The sequence below is a fragment of the Roseomonas populi genome (assembly GCF_024594815.1).
GTDB classification, from domain to species: domain Bacteria; phylum Pseudomonadota; class Alphaproteobacteria; order Acetobacterales; family Acetobacteraceae; genus Roseomonas; species Roseomonas populi.
Genome location: NZ_JANJOU010000003.1, coordinates 292395 through 315056, shown reverse-complemented (window position 1 = coordinate 315056; position 22662 = coordinate 292395). Strand labels below are relative to the sequence as shown.

Sequence of the window (22662 nt, the reverse complement as noted above, 5' to 3'; positions counted from 1 at the left end):
GCCCGCCATGTCTGCCACGGCCAACCCCCAAGTCATCCCGGCCGTCCCCCCCTCAGGCAGCGTGGCGGGCGTCCCCACCAGGCACTTCCTCGGCTTCATGACGATGGTGCTGGGCATGTTCATGGCGATCCTGGACATCCAGATCGTCTCCGCCAGCATCAGTGACATCCAGGCCGGCCTCGCCGCCTCGCCGGACGAGGCGAGCTGGGTCCAGACCTCCTACCTGATCGCGGAGATCGTCATGATCCCGCTCTCGGGCTTCCTCTCGCGCCTGCTCTCCACCCGCGTGCTCTTCACGATCTCCGCCGCGGGCTTCACGATCTTCTCCCTGCTCTGCGCCACCGCCTCCTCCCTGCCGGTGATGATCCTGGCGCGCGCCTGCCAGGGCTTCCTCGGCGGCGCGATGATCCCCACCGTCTTCGCCACCGCCTTCATCCTCTTCCGCGGTCCGGCGCGCGGCAGCGTCTCCGTCCTCATCGGCCTCACCGCCACGCTCGCCCCCACCATCGGCCCGACCCTCGGCGGCTACCTGACCGAGACCCTGTCCTGGCACTGGCTCTTCCTCATCAACGTGCCCATCGGCGCCCTGATCGCCGTCGTCGTCTGGAACACGATGGATATCGACCGGGGCGACCGGCGCCTCTTCGGCCGCTTCGACTGGCTCGGCCTCGCCGCCATGGCCGTCTTCCTCGGCAGCATGGAGTACGTGATGGAGGAGGGGCCCCGCTGGGACTGGCTGGACGACCCGACCATCGCCACCTTCGCCGCCGCCTGCCTGATCTCCGGCGTGATCTTCTTCTGGCGGGCCTTCTTCCGTGAGGACCCGATCGTGGAGTTGCGCGCGTTCGGAAATGCCAACTTCGCCATCGGCAGCGTCTTCGCCTTCCTCGTCGGCATCGGCCTCTACGGCGCGGTGTACCTCGTCCCGCTCTTCCTCGGGCGCATCCGCGGCTACAACTCCATGCAGATCGGGGAGACGATGTTCGTCACCGGCGTCGCCATGTTCCTGGCCGCGCCGATCGTCGGGAAGCTCTCCCGCGCGATGGACCTCCGCATCCTCATGGGCTTCGGCCTCGGCACCACGGCCCTGGCCATGTGGTGGACCTCCACCCTCACCGCGCAGTCCAGCTTCGCCGAGCTCTGGCTGCCCCTCGCCCTCCGCGGCTTCGGCACGATGTTCGCCATGGTGCCGGTGAACCAGGTGGCGCTCGGCACCCTGCCGCCCGCGAAGATCAAGAACGCCTCCGGCCTCTTCAACCTCATGCGCAACCTCGGCGGCGCGGTGGGGCTGGCCATGATCAACACCCTCGTCATCGACCGCTCCGCCGCCCACCGCCTGCACATGCAGGAGGGGATGAACTGGGCCCGCACCGGCGTCTCCTCCTCCGTGGACGCCATCTCCGCCGCCCTCTCCGGCCGGCTGGGCGACCTCTCGGACAAGGCCGCGCTCGCCCGCGTCTCCGCCATGGTCACGCGGGAGGCGCTGATCCTCTCCTACAACGACGTGCTGGTGACGATCGCGCTCCTCTTCGCCCTCGCCACCCCGCTGGTGATCTTCGTCAAGCTGCCCAAGCCTGGGGCAGGGGGCGGCGCGGCGCATTGACGCGTGCCTGCCCCTGGCAGAAGGGGTGCCATGTCCGACGCCAACCTGGATGCCCTTCGACGCGGCGATCTCGCCGGCGCCCGCGAACTGCGCCTCACCGGCCTCGGCCTGCGCGAGTTCCCGCCGGAAATCCTCGGCCTGGCGGACACGCTGGAGGTGCTGGACCTCGGCGGAAACGCGCTGACGGACCTTCCCGCCGGCATCGCCTGCCTGCGCCGCCTCAAGATCCTCTTCCTCTCCGGCAACCCGATGCGACGCCTGCCGCCCGCCCTCGGCGGCCTCCCCGCCCTGTCCCAGCTCGGCGCGCGCGGCTGCGGCACGGAGGAGGTGCCGGGGGAAGCCCTCCCGCCCGCGCTGCGCTGGCTCACCCTCACCGGCAACGCGATCGCTACGATGCCGGAGGAGTTGGGGAAGCGGCCGGCCCTCCAGAAGTTGATGCTGGCCGGCAACCACCTTTCCGCCCTGCCGGAAGCCCTGGCCGGAGCCGCGAACCTCGAACTCATCCGCCTGTCCGCCAACCGCCTTGAGGCCCTCCCGCCCTGGCTCGCTGCCCTCCCGCGCCTCGCCTGGATCGCCTGGGCCGGGAACCCGCTGGACCCGCTGGCGCCCGGCCTGGACGCGGCCGATATCCCCTGGTCCGCGCTGGAACCTGCCGAGATCCTGGGGCAAGGCGCCTCCGGCCTTGTCCGCCGCGCGACCTGGAGGGCAGGGGAGGGGCCCCGCCCCGTCGCCCTGAAGCTCTTCAAGGGCGCCATGACAAGCGACGGCCTGCCCGAGAGGGAAATGGAGGCCTGTCTCCGCGCCGGCGCCCACCCAAACCTCCCGGGCGCCCTCGGCCGGCTGAAGGACCACCCGGAAGGCCTGCACGGCCTCGTCATGCCCCTCCTGCCGGAAACCTGGCGCCCCCTGGCCGGCCCGCCCAGCCCGGACTCCTGCTCCCGGGACGCCTACGACCCCGCCCTGCGCCTCTTGCCCGATGCCGCGCTCCGCCTCGCCCGTGCCACGGCCGCGGCCGCCGCCCACCTGCACGCGCGCGGCCTGCTGCACGGCGACCTCTACGCCCACAACACTCTCTGGGACGGCGAGAAGGGCGAGGCCGTCCTCAGCGATTTCGGCGCCGCCTCCCGCCTCCCTCCCGGCGCGGCCGGCATCCCCTGGCAGCGCGTGGAGGTCCGTGCCTGGGGGATCCTCCTTGGCGAGATCCTGGATCGCTGCCCGCCGCTCTCCGCCGATCCCGCCCTGCGCGCCCTGGCACGCCGCTGCACCGCGCCCGATCCCGCCGCGCGCGCCCTCATGCAGGACGCATTGCACGCTCTCGGCGACTGATCCTTTTCCGCCCTCGCGCGTTCCAGCAGGCGCCAGCCCTGCGGAGATCTGCCCGTGAACACGACGAACCTCGCCCGCTTCCTCGGATGGTTCAGCATCGGCCTGGGGGCGATGGAAATCCTCGGCGGACGCACCCTGGCCCGCCGCCTGGGCATGACCGGCCGCACCGGCGTCCTTCGCGCCTACGGCGTGCGGGAAGTGGCCAACGGCGTCGCCATCCTCGCCAACCCCGCCTCCGCCCCGCTCCTCTGGGCGCGCGTGGGCGGCGACGTGCTGGACGTCGCGACCCTCGTCGGCACTCCCAGCTATGGCGCGGCGGAGCGCCGGAACGTGAAGATCGCCGTCGCCGCCGTGCTCGGCGTCACCCTGCTGGACATCCTCTGCGCCACCCGCCTCTCCGAGGAGGACGGCGAGGCCCCGCGCGGCCTGCCCCGCTACTGGAGCTGAGGCCGCAACCGGCGCCAGCTCCTGCCCAGCGGCACCGTGGCGCCGCCGGGGATCACCCGCCCTGGAGCGGCTTCCGGTCGCCTCCGCTCACCGCAACCGCTCCAGCCCATTGTTCCTAGAGCCGATTCACCCGTTCCGGTGATTCCACCGGAACGGAATCGGCCCTAGCGGATCAGCCCGGTCATCGGGCTGGAAGCAACCGCCGCGTAGTTCCGCGGCATCCGCCCGGCGATATAGGCGTGGCGCCCCGCCTCCACCCCCGCCTTCATGGCCCGTGCCATCCGCACGGGGTCCCTGGCGTGCGCAATGGCGGAGTTCAGCAGGACCGCGTCGCAGCCCAGCTCCATCGCCTGGGCCGCCTCGCTCGCCGTGCCGATCCCGGCATCCACCAGCACCGGAACCTTCGCGTTCTCGATGATGGAGCGCAGCATGAAGGGGTTGGAGAGCCCGAGACCGGACCCGATCGGCGCCCCCAGCGGCATCACCGCCACGCAGCCCATCTCTTCCAGCCGCTTGGCGGCCAGCGGATCGTCCGCGCAGTAGACCATCACCTCGAACCCGTCCTTGATCAGGGCCTCGGCGGCCTCGAAGGTCGCGGGCATGTCCGGGTAGAGGAAGGGGGGCGGCCCCAGCACCTCCAGCTTCACCAAGTTCCATCCCCCGGCCTCGCGCGCCAGGCGCAGCGTCCGCACCGCCTCGTTCGCCGTGTGGCAGCCGGCCGTGTTGGGCAGGTAGGTGTAGCGGTCCGGCGGCACGAAATCCTGCAGCATCGGCGCCTTCGGGTCCGACAGGTTCACCCGCCGCACCGCCACCGTCACCATCTCGGCGCCGGAGGCCTCGATGGCCGCCGCCGTCTCCTCCAGGCTCTTGTACCGCCCCGTCCCGACCACGAGGCGGGACCGGAAGCGGCGCCCCGCCACCTCCCAGAAGTCGATGTCGCTGTCCGTTGGGGCCGTCACCACCGTATCCATCGCCTCAGCCTCCCCCGATGAAGTGCACGATCTCCAGCGCATCGCCCGCCACCAGCAGGGTGGTGCCGTAGGCCGAGCGCGGCACGATCTCCTCGTTCCGCTCCACCGCCACCTTGCGCGTGTCGAGCCCGGCCCCGGCCAGGAAGTCGGAGAGGGGGAGGGGAGCCGGCAGGCTCCGCGCCTCCCCGTTCACGGTGATCTGGATGGATGCGGACATGGCCGGGCGGATGTGGCACGGCGCGCGGGCGGGTTGAAGGGGTGGGCCCTTGCCCGCCCCATTCGCCGCCGGCATGGATGCCACCATGAGAACGCGCGTGAAGGTCTGCTGCATCGCCTCGGCCGAGGAGGCGGCGATGGCCGTGGCCGCCGGTGCCGACGCCCTGGGCCTGGTTGGCGCCATGCCCTCCGGCCCCGGCCCGATCCCGGACGAGCGCATCGCTGCAATCGCCACCACGGTGCCGCCCCCCGTCGCGACATTCCTCCTCACCTCCGAGACGAGGGCCGAGGCCATATCCGCCCATATCCGCGCCTCCGGCCCCACCGCCGTCCAGATCGTCTCCCACATTGACCCTGCCGAGGCCGCCCGGCTCGCCGTGCTGGAGCCGAGGGTCCGCCGCGTCCAGGTCATCCATGTCGGGGGGAACGACGCGCTGGACCTCATCCCGGCCTATGCGCCCCACATCCATGCCTTCCTGCTGGATTCCGGCCGCCCCAACGCGACCGTCCGGGAACTCGGCGGCACGGGACGGGTGCATGACTGGGCGATCAGCGCGGAGTTCATACGGGCCAGCCCCCTCCCGGTCTTCCTGGCCGGCGGCCTGACCCCCGACAACGCCGCCGAAGCCATCCGTCGTGTCCGTCCCTACGGGCTGGACCTGTGCTCCGGCATCCGCACGGATGGCAGGCTGGATCCGGAGAAGCTCCGGGCTTTCATGCGGGCCGTGTGCTCGGCCGATGCTCAGGCGGGCTGAAGGGGGGCCGCGAAGCCCCCGGCACCTGAAGCCGGGCTCGTTCAGCCCCGGCGCGAGATCACCCAGCCCGCAAGGGCCGCACATAAAAGGAAGGCGGCGATACCGGCCGGGATGGAGCCCGTCCCGCCATAGGCCCCCAGGCCCGCACCCGCCGCGGCCACGGCAGCCACCCATTCCGCGACCGCGCCGCCATACCCCCCCGTCCGGGTGACCGGGGGCGATCCGGCTTCCGCGGGCACCGGCCCTGCCGTCCGGCGGGATGGATAAGCTGCTGCAAGCTCCGGCGTCGGCCACACCCCGGGCGCCCCAGCGCCGCTCAGCAGCCAGACCGCGTCGCCGGCGCCCCAGCGCCGCACGTCCGCGAACAGCCCCTCGAGTCCCGGGCCAGGCCTGCCGGACGGGTCCCTGTCCAGCGCGTCCATCTCCGCCGCCATGCCGCGCATCATCGGCTCAGCTTCCGTCACATCCGGCAGGCCGGAGGTCCGGAGGAGGATGAAAGGGCCAAACTCCCGCGCGACCAACCCGGCGAAGGCGTCGTACAGGGCGGCGTAGCGCTGCCCGGCCCCCGCCAGTACGGCCGCTCGCCGCCGCTCCAGCCGTTGCAGCGCCTGGCCCTGCGCCGTCACGAAATAGGGATACGGTGCCTCCGCAGTTCCCCCCATCTCCTCCCGGAACGCCTCCCGCTCCCCTCCAGGCCCGTCCGCATCGATGTCGTCGATCAGCCGCGCCCGCCGCAGATCCTCCTCTCCGAAGAGGCACCACCAGAGCAGGGGCGGCCAGTTCTTCGCTTCCAGTTCCGGGCGCCTCTCCGCCAGGAAGGGCCGCCATTCCCCGGCCGTCCCGTCCGGCATCCCGGGACGAAGGGACGCGCCGAGGTAGACGTAGTGGGACAAGCGCGTCCTCCTGCCTCTCGGGGTACCGGAGCGGCCCGCGCCCGGCACCGGATTCCGGGAGGGCCGGTTTGCGTGCCCACGCGCCTCCATGCTAGCCCGCCCGGCCAGAAACCCGGCCCAAACCCCGGGCGGACCGGAACCAGACCCGTGGAACCCCCGCTGATCGTCGTCCTGAACGGACCCAACCTCAACCTCCTGGGCACGCGCGAGCCGGAGAAGTACGGCACCGCGACGCTCGACGACGTGGAGCAGCTCTGCGCCGAGGCGGCGGAGGAGCTTGGGCTTGCGATCGACTTCCGCCAGACCAACCTGGAAGGCGAGCTGATCTCCTGGGTGCAGGAGTGCCGCGGCAGCGCCGCCGGCATCATCATCAACCCCGCCGGCTACTCGCACACCTCCATCGCGCTGATGGACGCGCTGCTGGCGGTGGACCTGCCTGTGGTCGAGGTCCATATCACCAACATCCACCGGCGGGAGGCCTTTCGGCATCTCTCCTACGTCTCCCGCGCAGCGGTGGGCGTGATCTGCGGCCTGGGGGTCGGGGGCTACGCCCTGGCACTCCGCGCGATCGCCGGGATCATCGGCCAGGACGACACAGAATGAGCGGCCTTTCCTTCGACCCGGACGCGATCCGCGCCCTGGCCAAGATCCTTCGCGAAACCGACCTGACCGAGATCGAGCTGGTCGAGAACGAGAGCCGCATCCGCGTGGCCCGCACCGCCCCGGCCCAGCAGGTGGTACAGGCCGTCGCCGCCCCGGCGCCGGTGGCCGCCGCCGCGCCCGCCGCCCTGGCCGAGTCCCCCGCCGCCTCCGCGGCGAGCGACGAGGTCACCGCCGCCACCCCGGGCGCCGTCACCTCCCCCATGGTCGGCGTCGCCTACCTCTCGCCGGAGCCGGGCGCCGCGCCCTTCGTCCAGGTCGGCAGCAAGGTCGCGCAGGGCCAGACCGTGCTGCTGATCGAGGCGATGAAGACCTTCAACCAGATCAAGGCACCCAAGGCCGGCACCGTCACCCGCCTGCTGATCGAGTCCGGCATGCCCGTCGAGTTCGGCGAGCCCCTGATGGTCATCGAGTGATCGCGTGCCCGCTTTCAACAAGATCCTGATCGCCAATCGCGGAGAGATCGCGCTCCGCATCCATCGCGCCTGCCAGGAGATGGGCATCCGCACGGTGGCCGTTCACTCCACCGCCGATGCCACGGCCATGCATGTGCGCCTGGCGGATGAGAGCGTCTGCATCGGCCCGCCTTCGGCCCGCGAATCCTACCTGAACGCCGCCGCCATCCTCTCGGCGGCCGCCATCACGGGCGCGGAGGCCATCCATCCCGGCTACGGCTTCCTCTCCGAGAACGCCCGCTTCGCCGAGATGGTGGAGGCGCACGGCCTCGCCTTCATCGGCCCGACGGCCGAGCACATCCGCATCATGGGCGACAAGATCGCCGCCAAGGACGCGATGCGCCGCCTCGGCGTGCCCCTCGTCCCAGGCTCGCCCGGCGCGCTCGCTTCCATCGAGGAGGCGCGGGAGATCGCGGACCAGATCAAGTACCCCGTGCTGATCAAGGCTGCCGCCGGCGGCGGCGGGCGCGGCATGAAGGTGGCGCACACGGCGGACGAGCTGGAGGATGCCTGGCGCATCGCCCGCACCGAGGCCAAGGCCGCCTTCGGCGACGACGCGGTGTACATGGAGAAGTACCTGGACCGGCCGCGCCACATCGAGCTGCAGGTCCTGGCCGACACCCACGGCAACGTCGTGCATTTCGGGGAGCGCGACTGCTCCCTCCAGCGCCGCCACCAGAAGCTGGTGGAGGAGGCGGGCAGCCCCGTCATCACCGCCGCCGTGCGCGACGCCCTGGGCAAGACCGTGACGGACGCCCTGAAGCAGCTCGGCTACCGCGGCGCCGGCACGCTGGAGTTCCTCTACCAGGACGAGCAGTTCGCCTTCATCGAGATGAACACCCGCCTTCAGGTGGAGCATCCCGTGACGGAGATGGTCTGCGGCGTGGACCTGGTGCGGGAGCAGATCCGCGTCGCCGCCGGTGAGCCGCTCGGCTACGGGCAGGAGGACGTGCGCTTCAACGGCCACGCGATCGAGTGCCGCATCACGGCCGAGGACCCCGCCACCTTCGCCCCCAGCCCCGGCCGCGTGACCGCCTACCACGCCCCGGGCGGCCTGGGCGTGCGGATGGATAGCGCCCTCTACGCCGGCTATTCCGTGCCGCCGCACTACGACAGCCTCGTCGCGAAGCTCATTGTCCACGGCGCCACCCGCGCCGAGGCCATCGCCCGATGCCGCCGCGCCCTGACGGAGCTGGTGGTGGACGGCATCCGCACCACCATCCCCCTGCACCAGATCATTATGGACGATCCGGAGTTCCAGGAGGGCGAATACACCATCCATTGGCTGGAGCGGTTCGTCTCGCGCCACATGCCCGAGGGTTGAGCCCCCAAGGGTCGGCCCCCAGGGGTCGAGCCTCCAGGGCTTAACCCTTGCCCCGGCGCGGAGCCCGCTGGCGCCGCACCGGGGACATGCCTATCCTGTTTCCATGCGGCACCCAGCCTCCGGACCGGCCCGATGAGCCGCCGCGCCCTGCCCATTACCCCCGAACTTGTCCTCCGCGCCTACCGCGCCGGCCTCTTTCCCATGGCAGAGGGCCGCGCCTCCGGCCGCCTCTACTGGCTGGACCCGAAGATGCGGGGAATTCTGCCGCTGGACGGCTTCCACCTGCCGCGCCGCCTGCGCCGCACCGTCCTCTCCGACCGGTTCGAGGTGACGGCAGACCGTGACTTCTCCGCCGTGCTCTCCGCCTGCGCCGCCCCAGCGCCCGGGCGTGAGGACAGTTGGATCAATCCGGAGATCGAGGACCTTTTCAACGCCCTGCACCGGATGGGCCACGCCCACTCCATCGAGTCCCGGAAGGATGGGGCGCTGGTTGGCGGCCTCTACGGCATCCGCATCGGCGGCGCCTTCTTCGGGGAGAGCATGTTCTCCCGCGCCGACGACGCCTCGAAGGTCGCCCTCGTTCACCTCGTCGCGCGCCTGCGCCGTGGTGGCTTCACCCTGCTGGACACGCAGTTCCTGAACGCTCACCTCGCCCGCTTCGGGGCGCAGGAGGTCCCCCAGGCCGACTACCGGGCCCGCTTGGCCATCGCGCTGGAGAGCGCGGCCACCTGGCTGCCGGAACTGTCGCCCGAAGCCTTGTCCGACGAGGTGGAGGCGCTGCGCGAGAGCAGCCGGGGCTGAAACACCGCCAGCGCGGCCGCGCGCGTCGGCGGCGCCTCGGCCGGCACCCGTCCCTCCAGCACGTCCAGGAAGCCCGCCGCCCAGCCACCCACGGAGTTCTCCCGCAGGCGCCGCAGCATCGCCCCGTGGCGCTCCCGCCGCTCCTCCTGCCCCATGGTCAGGGCCGCGTGCAGGGTCTCGGCCATGCCCACCGCGTCCAGCGGGTTCACCGACAGCGCCTCCGGCATCCCCTCCGCCGCGCCTGCGAACTTGGAGAGCACGAGCACGCCCGGATCCTCCGGATCCTGCGCCGCCACGTACTCCTTGGCGACCAGGTTCATCCCGTCCCGCAGCGGCGTCACCAGCCCGACCCTTGCCATGCGGTAGTACCCCGCCAGCGTGTCGCGCGGCATGGCGCGGCCGACATAGCGCACGGGGGTCCAGTCCGCGTCGGAGTACTCGCCGTTGATGCGCCCGGCCAGCGTCTCGATCTTGCGCTTCAGGCCCTTGTAGCTCTCCACGTCCTCGCGCGAGGGGGCGGCCACCTGCAGGTAGGTCACCTTGCCCCGGTGCTCCGGGAAGTTCTCCAGAAGGGCGGCGAAGCCCTTGAAGCGCTCCGGCAGGCCCTTGGTGTAGTCCAGCCGCTCCGCGCCGATCACCATGGCGCGCCCCGTCAGGCTGGCCCCGAGCCGCTTCGCCTCGGCCGACTTCACGCTGCGCGCCGCCAGCTCCGAGAACTCGTCCGTCGCGATGGAGATGGGGAAGGCGCGCAGCTGGACCCGCCGCCCGCGCAGCCGCACCTCCGGCCCTGGGCGCACCTTCATGCCCGTGCCCTGCGCCATGCAGTCGATCAGCCCCGTCAGGTCGCGGTTCGTCTGCACCCCCACCAGGTCGTAGGAGAGCAGGTCCCGGATCAGGTCCTCCGCGCCGGGCATTGCCGAGAACACGGCCCAGGGCGGGAAGGGGATGTGGTGGAAGTAGCCGATGCGGTGCTTCGATCCCATGGCACGCAGCGCGGCCCCCAGCGGGATCATCTGGTAGTCGTGCACCCAGACCGTATCGTCCGGCCGCAGAAGCGGCAGAAGCTTCTCGGCGTAGTGCTGGTTCACCTGCCAGTAGCAGTCGGCCTGCCTGCGGTCATAGCTCAGCAGCCCCAGGCGAAAATGGAACATCGGCCACAGCGCCGAATTCGCGTAGCCCGCGTAGAAGCCGTCGTAGGCGGCCTGGGAGAGGTCGATCACGGCGTAGTCCACGCCGGCGCGGCGCGCATGGCGCACCACGTCCGCCGGCTCCGCGGATGCCGTCCCGCTCCACCCGAACCAGAGCCCGCCGCGGCTGCTGAACGCGTCCTTCAAGGCAACGGCGAGACCGCCCGCTGCCGGGGGCTCCCCGCGCTTCGGCACGGCCACGCGATTCGAGACGATGACGAGGCGTCCCACTGGCCCTCCTCCTGACTTCCCCTGCGGCAACCCCCCGGCAACCGCAGGCACTAGATGGGGGAGCGAGAGGGGATCTGCACTCCTTGGAGGGCGGGGATAACGTCCCGCCCCACCTTTCTGCCACAATTGAACCGCCGAGCCACCCCGGCGGTTGCGCCGCGAAGGGCTTTCAGCCCCCCTTCGCCTCGCCGGACAGCGCCGTGGCCACGCGCCCCAGCCAGGCCCGCACCAGCGCGGGCCGCCCCGCGAAGTCGTCCGGAACCCGCAGGCCGTACCCCCCATACTCCGCGCAGGCGGCCATGCCATCCTCATCGGTTACATCATCGCCGATGAAAATCGGCCGGCGGCCCTGGAAAGGCGGGATCGCCATCAGCCGCCGCACCGCCCCGCCCTTGTCCGCCCCTGCCGGCCGCAACTCCGCCGCCGCGTGCGCGGGCACGATGCGGAAGCCCTGCGGATCATCCTTAAGCAGGGAGGAGAGCAGCGCCAGCGCTTCCGGCTCCGCCTCCGGCCGCTGCCGGAAATGCAGCACCAGCCCGTGCGTCTTGTGCTCGGCCAGGGTGCCCGGCCGCGCGGCCGCCCATTCATCCGCTGCCCGGCGCCACTCCGGGGAAGGCACGGGCAGGGGCGTGGCCCCCGGCAGGGCCGGGTCCAGCACCGCCCCGTGCTCCGCCCCGATCGGCAGGCTCGGCACGCCCGCATAGCCGCGCGCGATCGCAAGGCCGCGCCCCGTCACCACCGCCACCGCCCCGCCCAGCGCTTCCTGCAGGCGGGTGAGCAGGTCCGGCAGTTCCGGCGGCACCACCACCGCATCGGGCCGCGCCGCGATCTCCAGCAGCGTGCCGTCCAGGTCCAGGAAGAAGGCGGTGTCCGGCCCGGGCATGGCCGGACCGGCGGTGGCGGCGGCAGGATTCGGGGCCGGGTTCACCGCCATCCCGCTCACCGGCAATCCAGGATTCGGAGGTCGTAGACCGGGTGCTCCAGCATGTGCGCCGCGGGGGCGTTGGCGAGCATCCAGCCCCGGAAGGCCGGTGGGGCGCTGGGCTGCGCCGTGCTGTCCCGCACCTCGATGAAGGCCGCGGCGTCCGGCACCTCGTCCGGCGGGCGGGCGTTGCAGGCGCGCACGGTGATGGAGAGGGTGCCGAAGGTCACGGCCTGGTTCACGTTCGCGTCCAGCACGGTGATCCGCGCCGTCACCTTGTCCAGCGCCTGCAGTTGCGCCACCCGCTTGGGCAGCCAGCCCGCCTCGGCGGGCGGCCCCTGGTCGGAGCCCTGCGAGTTCGTGCCCGGCACGCCCTGCCCCAGCGCCGGCCCCGCCAGTGCGAGGAGCAGAGCTGGGAGCGCCAGCGAGGGCCGCGTCACGCGGCGCCCCCGGCCGGGCGCTTCGGGCTCGGCAGGGCCGCCACCATCTCCGTCAGCATCCGCCGCATCGCCGTCTCGTCCACGCCCATCAGCACCGCGTCCTCAAAGGCGTCGCGCAGCACCTGCACGACCTCCTCATGGTTCTCCCCGAGCACGCGGAGCTTCTCCCGGCAGGAGAGGGGCTGGCCATCCGCCCCGGGCCAGATCTCCGGCGCATCGAGGGGGGATGTGCCCGCGGCTGTCACCGCGCCGCCTCCGCACCCTGACCGCCCGCGCGTCCCTCGGCGTTCCCGCCGCCCTGGTTCCCCCCCTGGGTCATGGAGAAGATGAACTTGCCCAGCAGGCTCTCCAGGCTGACGGAGGACTGGGTGATCTTGATCTCCCCCCCGCTCGCCAGGTCCCGGTCGCTGCCGCCCGGGACGAGCGCGACGTACTTGCCGCCCAGCAGCCCCTCGGAGGTGATCTCCGCCGAGCTGTCGTCCGGCACCTTCAGCGAGGAGTCCACGTCCAGCGTCAGCACCGCGAGGAAGGTCTGCGGATCGATCCGCTGGCCGGTCACGCTGCCCACCTTCACGCCGGCGATCCGCACGTCGGCGCCGGGCGCCAGCCCGTCGATCCGGTCGAAGCGGGCCGTCAGCACAAGCCCGCTGCCGGCGCTGGCACGACCCGAATTCGTCACCGCATAAACAAGGAAGACGATGGCGACGAGCAGCACCACTGCGCCGGCGGCGACCTCCGCAAGGCTCCGGCCCTTCACGCGCACTCTCCCTGGCCAGGGCGCGCCATCAGGAGCCCGGCGTCCAGGCCTCGTAGTCCCCCGCCGTCACCGGCCGGTGATTGCTCTTCTGGCCCCGCGGCGTGGGGCTCCAGGCCTGTGAGGTGCCCGTCAGGTTCGGCTGGTGCGGCTTCTGCCAGGCCAGGGGGCGCGGGTTCTCGATCGGGGCGGGAATCGTGTGGTGCAGCCAGCCGTGCCACTCCGGCGGCACCAGCGTCGCCTCGGCCGGCCCGGAATAGACCACCCAGCGGCGCTTGCGGCCGTAGCCGAGGTAATCGCCCCGGCTCTCGAAATAGACGTTGCCGGCGGAATCGGTGCCGATCCTGCGGCCGGAGAGGCCGGAGAGCCAGCGCTGCAAGGCGGACATGGAAAGGACTCCTGCCATTGCGGGCGGGTTGAACTGTGCGGTTCATATGGCACGGCCTTGCGCTGCGTGAAAGCCGGGGGGCGGAACACCTGATCTTGTGGCGGGAAGGCGAACGACCCACGACATGCACCTTCACCCCCGCCCCGGGGGCGCCTATTGTCCGCAGCATGACGAAGGCCGACGGCACGATCCGCGACACGGTGTGGGAAGAGGTCGCGCTGCGCCGCACGCGCGCCGCCGCCGATCCCGATGCCGAGCCGCGTGCTGTGGCCCTGCCCGCCGGCTGGGACGACACCGCCGCCGAAGCGATCGCGGCCCTCGCCCCGGGGGACGGCCCCGTTGCCCTGCCGCGCCTGGCCGAGGGCTGGATCCGCCGCGCCGCCGCCCGCGGCCGCAAGCTCGGCGTTCTGGTGGACGAGGGCGCGGCGGCCCGCTTCGCCGCGGGCATGCGCGCCCTCCTCCTCGCCCGCCGTGCCGCGCCCGGCGCCGGCACCTGGACCGCCGACGCCAAGGCCGAGCCCCGCTTCGTGCTGAACCTGCCGGCCTTCCTGGACGATGAGGGCTTCGATTCCGCGGGCTACGCCGCCGCCGTGCGCCTGGGTGTGACGGCCCTCGAAATCCTGGGCGGCGCGAAGGCCACACGCCTGCGACTCGGCTTCGCCGACCTCGCCGGCCTGCTCGCCGGCCTGCACCTGGACTACGAATCCGCGGAGGCGCGCTCGGTCGCCGCCGCCATCGCTGCCCTGACCCGCGGCGTGGCCGAGGCCGCGTCCGGCGACCTGGCCGAGAACCTCGGCGCGCGCGAGCCCGTGGCCCTGATCTGGCCCGCGCCTCCCGAGTCCACCCCGGTCCCCGGCCTCGCCGAGGCCGCGCGCGCCGCGCTGGACGCCGCCGCCGGCGCCCCCGGCCTGCGCCATGCCGCCGTCTTCGCCCTCACCCCGCCCGATGCGGTGGAGGCGATGCTCGGCGCGGAGACCGGCGGGTTCGCTCCCGCCGCCGCTTCCACCCGCCTCGTCTCCACCCCCGATGGCGGCGTGGCGGAGGTTCCCACCGCCGCCGCCCTGCGCGCCGGGCCGGAAGCCGCTCGCCTCCTCGCCCCGCGCGGCCCGGATGCCCGCGCCGCGATGGAGGCCGCCCTGCGCCCCTGGCTGCACGCCGCTGCCCCGGCCGTGGCCGCCCAGCCCGCCGCCCCACGCCCCGCGCCGAAGCCCCGCGCCCTGCCGGCCCCCGGCCACCACGGCCGCGGCGCCGTCTGGAAGGTCACGATCGGTGGCCATCGCGTCACTCTCCGCACCATGGAGAATGCGGCGGGGCTGGAGGAGATCTCCCTCTCCCTCGCCAAGGACGGCGCCGCCTTCCGCGCCATGGTGGATGCGCTCTGCCACTCCGTGACGGTCGGCCTCGCCGCCGGCGTGAGCCTGGACGAGTACGTGACGGCCTTCGCCTATACCCGCTTCGGCCCGGCCGGGGTGGTGGAGGGCGATCCGGCCATCCACCGCGCCTCCTCCGTGCTGGACTGGGCCTTCCGCCGCCTGGCGCTGGACCATCTCGGCGGCCGGGTCCTGCCTGACCCCACCGAGGAGGAGTGCGGCGCGGATGGCGTGGGCACCGCCGCCCAGCAGCTCCCCTTGCTGCCGGACCTTCCCTCCGCCCCGGCGCCCGCCGCGCGCCGCCGCGCCCTGAAGCTGGTGGGCTGAACCGATGGCCTCCGCGGACCGCATCCTCGCCCGCCTGGCGGAACTCGGCGTCTCCCTGCCGGAGGCCGCCAAGCCCATCGCCAACTACGTCCCGGCCGTCATCACCGGAGACCTCCTCTTCGTCTCCGGCCAGGTGCCGATGCGGGACGGCAAGATCGCCTATACCGGCAAGCTCGGCGCCACCGTGCAGGTGGAGATCGGCCAGCAGGCCGCGCAGCTCTGCTTCATCAACGTCCTGGCCCAGGCCCATGCCGCGCTCGGCAGCCTGGACCGCATCTCGCGCGTGGTGCGGCTCGGCGGTTTCATTGCCGCCGTGCCGGAGTTCACCCAGCACGCCCAGGTGATGAACGGCGCCTCAGACATGGCGGTGGCCGTCTTTGACGACCTCGGCCGCCACGCCCGCACCACCATCGGCGTCCCCTCCCTGCCCGGCGACGCGGCGGTGGAGGTGGAGGCCGTGTTCGAGATCGCGTGACACCGGAAGAGGCCCTGATCCGCCGCTGGATGGAGAGCGGCGACCACGCGCTTCTCGCCGAGGACGTGTCCTGGCGCGTCTCCCCCGGCTACCCCGTGCCGCGCACGGACTGGCACGGCCGCGCCGAGGTGGAGGGCACCTTCTTCCCCACGCTTCGCCGCCATTTCCCGCACTGGAGCATCGCGGTGGAGTCCTTCGCGCCGCTCGCCGATGGCAGGCTGCTGGCTAGCGGCGCCTACGACGCGCGCGACGCCTCCGGCCGCACCGGCCGCGTTCCCTTCCTGCATGTCTGGAGCGTGTCGGACGGCCGCATCACCGGTGTGGAGGCAGTCGCCGACTTCGGCGCCTTCACCCATGTGGCGCAGGGCTGAAGCCGCCTTGCATCGGGCCTGCTGCACCGCACATGCGCCCCATGCCCGGTGAACTCACCCTTTCCCTGCATCCCCGCATCGCCGACATCCCGGCCGCCGAGTGGGATGCCTGCGACGAGAGCGGAAATCCCTTCACCTCTCACGCCTTCCTCCTCTCCCTGGAGGAATCCGGCTGCACCGGCCCGCGCACGGGCTGGCTGCCGCAGCACCTGGCGCTGAGAGACGAGACCGGCGCGCTCGTCGCTGTCGCGCCCGCCTATGCGAAGGGCCACTCCTACGGGGAATACGTCTTCGATCATGGCTGGGCCCGCGCCTTCGAGCAGGCGGGTGGCGATTACTACCCGAAGTTCCAGGTCGCCGTTCCCTTCTCCCCCGTGCCGGGCTCGCGCCTCATGGTGCGCCCAGGGACCGGCGTCCCGCACGCCGCGCTGGGGCAGGCCCTGGCGCAGGCGACGGAGGCGCTGAAGCTCTCCTCCTGCCACGTCACCTTCTGCACGCGCGAGGAGTGGGAGGCGCTCGGCGACTGCGGGTGGCTGCAGCGCATGGGCATGCAGTTCCACTGGACGAATGAGGGTTACGCCAGCTTCGACGACTTCCTCGCCGCCCTGTCCTCCCGCAAGCGCAAGGCGATTCGGCGCGAGAGGCGCGATGCGCAGTCCGCGGGACTTACCATCCGCGCCCTGCGCGGCCGCGAGATCACGCCGGAGATCTGGCGCGTCTTCCACAAGTTCTATCGCAGCACCACGGACCGGAAGTGGGGCAGCGCCTATCTCACCGCGCGCTTCTGGCCCCTGATGGGAGAGCGCATGGGCGATGCCGTGGTGCTGATGGTGGCGGAGAAGAACGGCGTGCCGGTGGCCGGCGCGCTGAACCTGATGGGCCGGGACGCGCTCTACGGCCGCAACTGGGGCAGCCTGGTGGAGGCGCCCTTCCTGCATTTCGAGCTCTGCTACTACCAAGCGCTGGACTTCGCCATCGCCCACGGCCTGAAGCGCGTGGAGGCCGGCGCGCAGGGCGAGCACAAGATCCAGCGCGGCTACCGCCCCGTGCCCACCTATTCCGCGCACCTCATCCAGCACGCCGGCCTGCGCCGCGCGGTCGCGGACTCCCTACGCCACGAGCGCGCCGCCATCGAAGCCGAGATGGCGGAACTCGACGCCTTCTCGCCCTACCGCCGCGACGGCGAGGCCGATTGAACGCCGCCCACGCGCAGCTCGCCGCGTCGATGATCCTGGTCGGCGCGAACGTCGCCGTGGCGAAGGCGCTGGCCGACGCTCTGCCCGTCTCCCTCATCATCGGCCTGCGCTGCCTCCTCGCCTGCGCCGTCCTCCTGCCTCTCGTGCTGTGGCGGGACGGCGCGGTCCTGCCCGGCCGCCGCGCGCTGGCGAACCTGCTGCTGCAGGCCGTGTTCGGCACGGTTCTCTACAACGTCGCCCTCCTCGCCGGCCTGCGCCTGACCACCGCGCTGGAGGGCGGCATCATCCTCGCCACCCTGCCCGCCGTGGTGGCGCTGGGCAGCGCGGCCTGGCTGCGGGAACACATCCCCCAGCGCGGCTGGGCCGCCGTGGCGCTGGCGGCCGGAGGAATGGCCGCGATCGTTCTCGCCCGCAGCGGGGCGGGGGAGGGCGGTAGCCTTCTCGGCAATGCCCTCGTTTTCCTCGCGGTCTGCGGGGAAGCCGCCTATGTCCTCCTCGCCAAGCGCGCCGCTGGCACGCTGCCGCTGCTGACGGCCACCCTGTGGATGCAGGTCTTCTCCGCCGCGCTGGTGCTGCCGGCCTGGCTTCCGGAGGCTGGCACCATCGCGCGGCTGGCCGATCCCGTGCTGCTCGCGCTCCTCCTCTTCCACGCGCTGACGGCGAGCGTGCTCGCGCTGCTCCTTTGGTATGGCGGCCTGCGCCGCGCGCCCGCGGGCATCGCGGGCGTCTTCACCGCCTTCCTGCCTGCCACCGCCGCCGCCTGCGCGATCCTCTTCCTCGGCGAGGCACTGACCACCGCGCACGCGTTAGGCTTCGCTTTGCTTCTGGCGAGCATGCTCCTGGCGACCTGGCCCTCGCGGAGACGCGCCTGAGACCCTGGCTGACCTTGCCGGCCGCCGAACTTCTCGCCCTCGCGCCGGAGGACGTGGCCGCGCGCCTCGCCTATGCCCAGGCCGCGCGCCACGCCACGCTGGAACTCACCCAGCGCGCCGCCTGGGTTTCCACCGCGCGCCTGCTGCAATCCGCCCTCGCCGTGCCGGAGGCGGCGAGTTGGACGGTGATGCTGGAATACGACCTGCTGCGGCTGGAGAAGCGCGCGGACCTCGTGATCCTGACCGACCGCGCCGTGCTGGTGCTGGAGATCAAGGACGGCGCCGCGGCCTACAGCCCCGCCGATCTCCGCCAGGCCGAGGATTACGCGCTGGACCTGCGCGACTTCCATGCGGGCTGCCGCGGTCTTCCCGTGGTGCCCGTGCTGGTCGCCACCCATGCCCCGCCGGCGCCCTTCAACCCGCCCCTGATCTGGCACGGCGTGCCCCAGCCCTTCCGCGCGAACAACCGCACGCTCGGCGAGACGCTACTGGCAGCCCATGCCGCCATCGGCGCGCCCGCGAACCCGTTGGACCACGCCGCCTGGTTCGCCGCCCCCTATCGCCCCGTGCCGAACGTGCTTGAAGCGGCCACCATGCTCTTCGACCGGCATCGCAGCGCCGAGATGGTCTCCGCCCGCGCCGACGCCGCCAACCTCACCCGCACCACGGAAGCCGTGCGCCGCGCCATCGAGACCGCGCGGGAGGGAGGCCAGCACCTCGCCGTCTTCGTCACCGGCATCCCTGGCGCGGGGAAAACCTTGTGCGGCCTCAACATCGTCTTCGGCGCGCTGCGCGGCGATGGTGCAGCCTTCCTCACCGGCAATGCACCGCTGGTGGAGGTGCTGCGCGAGAGCCTCGTCCGCCAGGCCACATCCGATGGCCGGCGCCGCAACCAATCCCGTGGTCAAGCCGTCACCGCCCTCCAGAATGTCCACCGCTTCCTCGAGCACTACGTCGAGCGCCCCGATGAGCGCCCGGCCGAGCGCGTCATCGTCTTCGACGAGGCCCAGCGCGCCTGGGACCGCGCCCAGGCCACCAGGCCCTCGCAGCGCCGCGGCGCCAGCAAGCTGACGGACAGCGAGCCAGCCCACACGCTTGAGATCATGGGCCGCCACGCCGACTGGTCCGTGATCGTCGCCCTCATCGGCAACGGCCAGGAGATCAACACCGGCGAGGCAGGGCTGGCAGAATGGGGCCGTGTCATCGCCGCCGCGGAGGGCTGGCGCGCTGTCGCCCCCTCCCGCGCGCTCTCCGCGCCGCTCGCCGCGCAGCGCCTCGCCGATGGTCCGCAGCCCTGGCTCACCCTGGACGACGACCTCGACCTCACCGTGCCCATGCGCTCCGTGCGCGATCCGCAGGGCGCGCCCTGGGTCGATGCCGTCCTCTCCGGCGATGGGGAAGGGGCCGCCCGCATCGCGCGGGAGGCCGGCGGCGTGCCCTATTTCGTCACGCGCGACCTCCAGGCCATGCGCGCCGCCCTGCGCCATCTCTCCCGCGGCCTGCGCCGCGCCGGCCTCGTCGCATCCTCCGGCGCCAAGCGCCTGCGCGCGGAAGGCCTGGGCGTCCAGGCCGCCGACATCCCGCACTGGTTCCTGGACCGCTGGCCGGACATCCGCGCCTCCGACGCCCTGGAAACCTATGCCACCGAGTACGACTGCCAGGGCCTGGAGCTGGACCAGGTCGGCCTGGCCTGGGGCGGCGACATGCTGCGCGGCCCGGAGGGCTGGCACATGCGGAACCTCTCCGGCGCGCGCTGGCAGACCGTCCGCAACCCCACGGAGCGCGCCTTCATCCTGAACACCTACCGCGTGCTGCTGACCCGCGCCCGCTACGAGACGGTGATCTGGGTTCCGCGCGGAAGCCCCGCCAGCGACGGCCCCTGGCACGACCCCACCCGCGATGCGGCGGAACTGGACGCCGTGGCCGAGCACCTCCTGGCCTGCGGCGCCCGCCCGCTGGCGACAGAACCGGCCGCCCCGGTGCCAGAGCGAGCCACCCTTCTCTGATATCAGCCGCCGCGCGCTGCCCCCAGCGCATCCGCCAGCGCGCGCACATGGCCGGCCGGAACGGCCGTCTCCACGAAGGAGGCGTTCCCGTCGATCCGCACCCGCAGCCCGTTTCCGGCAACCGCCCGGCGCATCACCTCCTCGGGCACCGTCAGCAGCAGCGTTTCCACGTAGAGGCAGCCGGATATCCCCGCGCAGTCCGTGTTCCGCCCGACCACCCGCACCGCGATCTCGCCGCCGCCCCGGCTCTCCGCGCGCGAGAACCCGCCATAGCCCCGCGCATTGCTGACGGTGACGAGAAGGCTCGTCCGCGCCTCTCCCGTCGCGTCCTGCCGCTCCGCCCCAAGGCTGGTGACGACGATGGGCAGGCTGCCCTGTGATCCCGTCTGCAGCCGGGGAGAGACGGTGAAGATCGTCGCGCCGCGATCCGCCACGCGCTGCGCCTGCACGCTCGCCGGCCGGTCCGCCGCCCCGCCGCGCCCCATGCTGCGCGCGTCCAGGCTCGCGCCGGGCGCCAGCCCGCGCACTGCGTCGCGGTCCGGCGCCTCCGCGCAGCCGGCCGCGCCGAGCAGCATCAGCGCGGCCCAGAGGCGCCGAGCGGAAAAGGGGAGGGAGGTGCGTCACGCGAATCACCCGTCTGATGCGGGGCAATACCATAGCGCGGTCCCGTCTGGCGCGCCGCTTGCGTTGACAGCTCCGCCACCTCGTCACCCGATACCGGCCCTGCCCGAGCGGAGAATCGCCATGCCCACCACCAGCCGCCCCGGCCTGCGGCGCCTCCTCTCGGGCCTGGCCCTCGCCGCCGCGCTCTTCGCGCCCGGGCTGGCGGAGGCCGCCGACCCGTCCCCCACCGTCCAGGCCATCCGCGCGCGCGGCCGCCTGATCTGCGGCATGCAGGGCGACAACCCTCCCTTCTCCGTACCGGACGGGCAGGGCGTGTGGCGCGGTATGGACGTCACCTCCTGCCGCGCGCTCGCCGCCGCCGTGCTGGGCGATCCGGACAAGGTCACCATCCGCCCCGTCACCGGCCTCACCCGCTTCCCCTCCGTGCAGAGCGGCGAGGTGGACGTCCTCTTCGGCAGCACCACCTGGGTCACGACGCGGGAGACGGCCCTCGGCCTCTCCTTCGCCAGCGCGAACTACTACAGCGGCCAGGGATTCCTCGTCCGCACCTCGCTCGGGGTGCAGCACGTGAAGGACCTGAACGGCGCCTCCATCTGCGTGCCGCCGGGCTCCACCACGGAGCTGGTGCTGCAGGATTGGTTCCGGCAGCACGGCGGCACCTTCCAGCCCGTCATCATCGACGATCCCAACCAGATCCAGGCCGCCTTCCTCTCCGGCCGCTGCGACGCCTACACGCGCGACCTCACGGGCCTCGCCGGGTTCCGTGCGCGCCAGACCAACCCCTCCGAGTTCTTCCTGCTGCCGGAGTTCATCTCGATGGAGCCGCTCGGTGCCTTCGTCCGCAAGGGCGACAACGCCTGGTTCGACGTGGTGCGCTGGACCGGCTACGCCCTCGTCGCAGCGGAGCAGATGGGCGTAACGAGCCGCAACATCGAGGAGCAGAAGCGCTCCCCCTCGCCCGACCTGCGCCGCCTGCTGGGGGTGGAGGGCGAGGTCGGCCCCTCCATGGGGCTGGACCGGGAATGGGCCGCCCGCGCCATTCGCGCCGTCGGTAATTACGGCGAGGCGTGGGAGCGCGACATCCAGCCCATGGGCCTGGAGCGCGGCCTGAACCGTCTCTGGAACGAGGGCGGCCTTCAGTTCGCGCCGCCCATCCGGTGATCGCACGCGCCCTTCTCCTGCTGATGCTCCTCGCCGCTCCCGCCGGCGCGGCGGAGCTGAAGCTCGCCACCTGGAACCTGGAATGGCTCACCGCGCGCCCGGCCGGCGACCCCGCCCTGCCGCGCGACCTGGTGCGGCGCGACCCAGCCGACCTCGCCCGCCTGCGCGCCTACGCCGCCCGGCTGGAGGCCGACGTGCTGGCGATCCAGGAAGTGGACGGAGCCGAGGCCGCCGCCCTCGTGCTGGACCCCGCTCGCTGGCAGTTCTTCTTCCCCGATGAGCGGGACGTGCAGCGCGCCGGCATCGCCGTGCGCCGCGGCCTCCCCGCCCGCCAGAACCCGGACCTTGCCGGGCTGGACCTCAACCCCGATGCCCGCTTCTCCCTCCGCCGCGGCACGGACGTCACGGTGGGGGAGGGGGCCTCCTCCCTCCGCGTCCTCTCCCTGCACCTGCAATCCGGCTGCCGGGAGCCGGACGACCGCGGGCGGGAATGCGAGAATATCGCCCGGCAGGCGGCGGTGCTGGCCGCCTGGATCGCCGAACGCCAGGCGGCCGGGCAGGCCTTCGCCGTCGCCGGCGACTTCAACCGCCGCTTCGACCGCGATGCCACGATCCTTCCCGCCCTGGAGCATGCGGCCCCGCTGACCCGCGCCACCGCCGGCCGCTCCAACCCCTGCTGGGGTGGGCGCCCCTTCATCGACCACATCCTGCTCGGCGGCCCCGCTCGGGGCTGGATGGCCCAGGGCAGCCTGCGCGTGATGGTTTATGCGGAGCGCGGTCCGGAATGGCGCGGCCGCCTCTCCGACCACTGCCCCGTCAGCATCCGCCTCGACATCCCCTGAGCCCCTCGCGCGTTCGGGCATGGACCGAGCATCGCGGGAGTCCCT

The 22662-nt window shown here is 72.5% G+C and carries 26 protein-coding genes; 16 read left to right on the top strand and 10 right to left on the bottom strand.

Annotated features, from left to right (window positions below; genetic code table 11):
* Positions 1 to 7 precede the first annotated feature (7 nt).
* Genes NRP21_RS06785 through NRP21_RS06775 form a run of 3 tightly spaced genes read left to right on the top strand, consistent with a single transcriptional unit; the run spans position 8 to position 3376 of the window.
* Positions 8 to 1603, top strand: a complete 1596-nt coding sequence (locus NRP21_RS06785) for a DHA2 family efflux MFS transporter permease subunit (protein ID WP_257715411.1) — start codon at positions 8 to 10, stop codon at positions 1601 to 1603.
* A gap of 30 nt (positions 1604 to 1633) precedes the next feature.
* Positions 1634 to 2929, top strand: coding sequence for a leucine-rich repeat-containing protein kinase family protein (locus NRP21_RS06780; RefSeq protein WP_257715410.1), 1296 nt, complete (start codon positions 1634 to 1636; stop codon positions 2927 to 2929).
* A 54-nt stretch (positions 2930 to 2983) separates the two neighbouring features.
* Positions 2984 to 3376: a hypothetical protein gene (locus NRP21_RS06775; protein ID WP_257715409.1), complete on the top strand. Its 393-nt coding sequence runs from the start codon at positions 2984 to 2986 to the stop codon at positions 3374 to 3376.
* A gap of 164 nt (positions 3377 to 3540) precedes the next feature.
* Here NRP21_RS06775 and NRP21_RS06770 read toward each other — a convergent pair whose 3' ends face one another.
* Together NRP21_RS06770 and thiS are read right to left on the bottom strand one after the other, a co-directional pair.
* Entirely contained in the window at positions 3541 to 4335 is a 795-nt protein-coding gene (locus NRP21_RS06770) for a thiazole synthase (protein ID WP_257715408.1), read from the bottom strand.
* Between the two features lie 16 nt (positions 4336 to 4351).
* Entirely contained in the window at positions 4352 to 4564 is a 213-nt protein-coding gene (gene thiS, locus NRP21_RS06765) for a sulfur carrier protein ThiS (RefSeq protein ID WP_257715407.1), read from the bottom strand.
* Between the two features lie 85 nt (positions 4565 to 4649).
* Between thiS and NRP21_RS06760 the strand changes: the two genes are divergently transcribed.
* Entirely contained in the window at positions 4650 to 5318 is a 669-nt protein-coding gene (locus NRP21_RS06760) for a phosphoribosylanthranilate isomerase (protein WP_257715406.1), read from the top strand.
* Between the two features lie 41 nt (positions 5319 to 5359).
* On the opposite strand, the gene NRP21_RS06755 is transcribed toward NRP21_RS06760, so the two are convergent.
* Positions 5360 to 6211 carry a hypothetical protein gene (locus NRP21_RS06755; RefSeq protein WP_257715405.1) on the bottom strand — a complete coding sequence of 284 codons (852 nt, stop codon included), beginning with the start codon at positions 6209 to 6211 and terminating at the stop codon, positions 5360 to 5362.
* 147 nt (positions 6212 to 6358) lie between these two features.
* On the opposite strand from NRP21_RS06755, the gene aroQ reads away from it, so the two are divergent.
* The 4 genes from aroQ to aat all read left to right on the top strand — a co-directional run bounded on the left by aroQ (position 6359) and on the right by aat (position 9451).
* Entirely contained in the window at positions 6359 to 6814 is a 456-nt protein-coding gene (aroQ, locus tag NRP21_RS06750; protein ID WP_257715404.1) for a type II 3-dehydroquinate dehydratase, read from the top strand.
* Entirely contained in the window at positions 6811 to 7287 is a 477-nt protein-coding gene (gene accB, locus NRP21_RS06745; protein ID WP_257715403.1) for an acetyl-CoA carboxylase biotin carboxyl carrier protein, read from the top strand. The genes aroQ and accB overlap by 4 nt, the downstream gene beginning before the upstream one ends.
* Before the next feature lie 4 nt (positions 7288 to 7291).
* Positions 7292 to 8650, top strand: a complete 1359-nt coding sequence (accC, locus tag NRP21_RS06740; RefSeq protein WP_257715402.1) for an acetyl-CoA carboxylase biotin carboxylase subunit — start codon at positions 7292 to 7294, stop codon at positions 8648 to 8650.
* Between the two features lie 132 nt (positions 8651 to 8782).
* Positions 8783 to 9451: a leucyl/phenylalanyl-tRNA--protein transferase gene (gene aat / locus NRP21_RS06735; protein WP_257715401.1), complete on the top strand. Its 669-nt coding sequence runs from the start codon at positions 8783 to 8785 to the stop codon at positions 9449 to 9451.
* On the opposite strand, the gene NRP21_RS06730 is transcribed toward aat, so the two are convergent.
* From NRP21_RS06730 to NRP21_RS06705, 6 genes are all read right to left on the bottom strand, one after another.
* On the bottom strand, positions 9337 to 10869 hold the full coding sequence (locus tag NRP21_RS06730) for an alpha,alpha-trehalose-phosphate synthase (UDP-forming) (protein WP_257715400.1): 1533 nt from the start codon (positions 10867 to 10869) through the stop codon (positions 9337 to 9339). The two genes, aat and NRP21_RS06730, sit on opposite strands and share 115 nt — an antisense overlap.
* A gap of 169 nt (positions 10870 to 11038) precedes the next feature.
* Entirely contained in the window at positions 11039 to 11803 is a 765-nt protein-coding gene (gene otsB / locus NRP21_RS06725; RefSeq protein WP_257715549.1) for a trehalose-phosphatase, read from the bottom strand.
* 5 nt (positions 11804 to 11808) lie between these two features.
* The gene (locus NRP21_RS06720) at positions 11809 to 12231 is read right to left on the bottom strand and encodes a DUF2155 domain-containing protein (protein WP_257715399.1); all 423 of its coding nucleotides are present in this window, start codon (positions 12229 to 12231) and stop codon (positions 11809 to 11811) included.
* A complete protein-coding gene (locus NRP21_RS06715; RefSeq protein WP_257715398.1) occupies positions 12228 to 12476 on the bottom strand; it encodes a hypothetical protein in 249 nt (82 codons plus the stop codon). Before NRP21_RS06715 ends, NRP21_RS06720 begins: the two co-directional genes overlap by 4 nt.
* Positions 12473 to 12988 carry an outer membrane lipid asymmetry maintenance protein MlaD gene (gene mlaD, locus NRP21_RS06710; protein ID WP_257715397.1) on the bottom strand — a complete coding sequence of 172 codons (516 nt, stop codon included), beginning with the start codon at positions 12986 to 12988 and terminating at the stop codon, positions 12473 to 12475. The genes NRP21_RS06715 and mlaD overlap by 4 nt, the downstream gene beginning before the upstream one ends.
* Before the next feature lie 28 nt (positions 12989 to 13016).
* On the bottom strand, positions 13017 to 13373 hold the full coding sequence (locus NRP21_RS06705; RefSeq protein ID WP_257715396.1) for an NADH-ubiquinone oxidoreductase subunit NDUFA12 family protein: 357 nt from the start codon (positions 13371 to 13373) through the stop codon (positions 13017 to 13019).
* A 167-nt stretch (positions 13374 to 13540) separates the two neighbouring features.
* Here NRP21_RS06705 and NRP21_RS06700 point away from each other — a divergent pair, with 167 nt between their 5' ends.
* Genes NRP21_RS06700 through NRP21_RS06675 form a run of 6 tightly spaced genes read left to right on the top strand, consistent with a single transcriptional unit; the run spans position 13541 to position 19990 of the window.
* Positions 13541 to 15070 carry a TSCPD domain-containing protein gene (locus tag NRP21_RS06700; protein WP_257715395.1) on the top strand — a complete coding sequence of 510 codons (1530 nt, stop codon included), beginning with the start codon at positions 13541 to 13543 and terminating at the stop codon, positions 15068 to 15070.
* A gap of 4 nt (positions 15071 to 15074) precedes the next feature.
* On the top strand, positions 15075 to 15545 hold the full coding sequence (locus NRP21_RS06695) for a RidA family protein (RefSeq protein WP_257715394.1): 471 nt from the start codon (positions 15075 to 15077) through the stop codon (positions 15543 to 15545).
* Complete coding sequence (locus tag NRP21_RS06690; RefSeq protein ID WP_257715393.1) at positions 15542 to 15916, top strand: nuclear transport factor 2 family protein; 375 nt, start codon at positions 15542 to 15544, stop codon at positions 15914 to 15916. The genes NRP21_RS06695 and NRP21_RS06690 overlap by 4 nt, the downstream gene beginning before the upstream one ends.
* Positions 15917 to 15957: 41 nt before the next feature.
* Positions 15958 to 17112 (top strand): GNAT family N-acetyltransferase, encoded by a 1155-nt coding sequence (locus NRP21_RS06685; RefSeq protein ID WP_257715392.1) that lies wholly within the window; start codon positions 15958 to 15960, stop codon positions 17110 to 17112.
* Positions 17109 to 17984 (top strand): DMT family transporter, encoded by an 876-nt coding sequence (locus NRP21_RS06680; protein WP_257715391.1) that lies wholly within the window; start codon positions 17109 to 17111, stop codon positions 17982 to 17984. The genes NRP21_RS06685 and NRP21_RS06680 overlap by 4 nt, the downstream gene beginning before the upstream one ends.
* A gap of 14 nt (positions 17985 to 17998) precedes the next feature.
* Positions 17999 to 19990, top strand: coding sequence for a DUF2075 domain-containing protein (locus tag NRP21_RS06675; protein ID WP_257715390.1), 1992 nt, complete (start codon positions 17999 to 18001; stop codon positions 19988 to 19990).
* 2 nt (positions 19991 to 19992) lie between these two features.
* Here NRP21_RS06675 and NRP21_RS06670 read toward each other — a convergent pair whose 3' ends face one another.
* The gene (locus NRP21_RS06670; protein WP_257715389.1) at positions 19993 to 20565 is read right to left on the bottom strand and encodes a hypothetical protein; all 573 of its coding nucleotides are present in this window, start codon (positions 20563 to 20565) and stop codon (positions 19993 to 19995) included.
* A 169-nt stretch (positions 20566 to 20734) separates the two neighbouring features.
* On the opposite strand from NRP21_RS06670, the gene NRP21_RS06665 reads away from it, so the two are divergent.
* Positions 20735 to 21775: an amino acid ABC transporter substrate-binding protein gene (locus NRP21_RS06665; RefSeq protein WP_257715388.1), complete on the top strand. Its 1041-nt coding sequence runs from the start codon at positions 20735 to 20737 to the stop codon at positions 21773 to 21775.
* A complete protein-coding gene (locus tag NRP21_RS06660) occupies positions 21772 to 22617 on the top strand; it encodes an endonuclease/exonuclease/phosphatase family protein (protein ID WP_257715387.1) in 846 nt (281 codons plus the stop codon). The genes NRP21_RS06665 and NRP21_RS06660 overlap by 4 nt, the downstream gene beginning before the upstream one ends.
* The last annotated feature ends 45 nt before the right edge of the window (positions 22618 to 22662 follow it).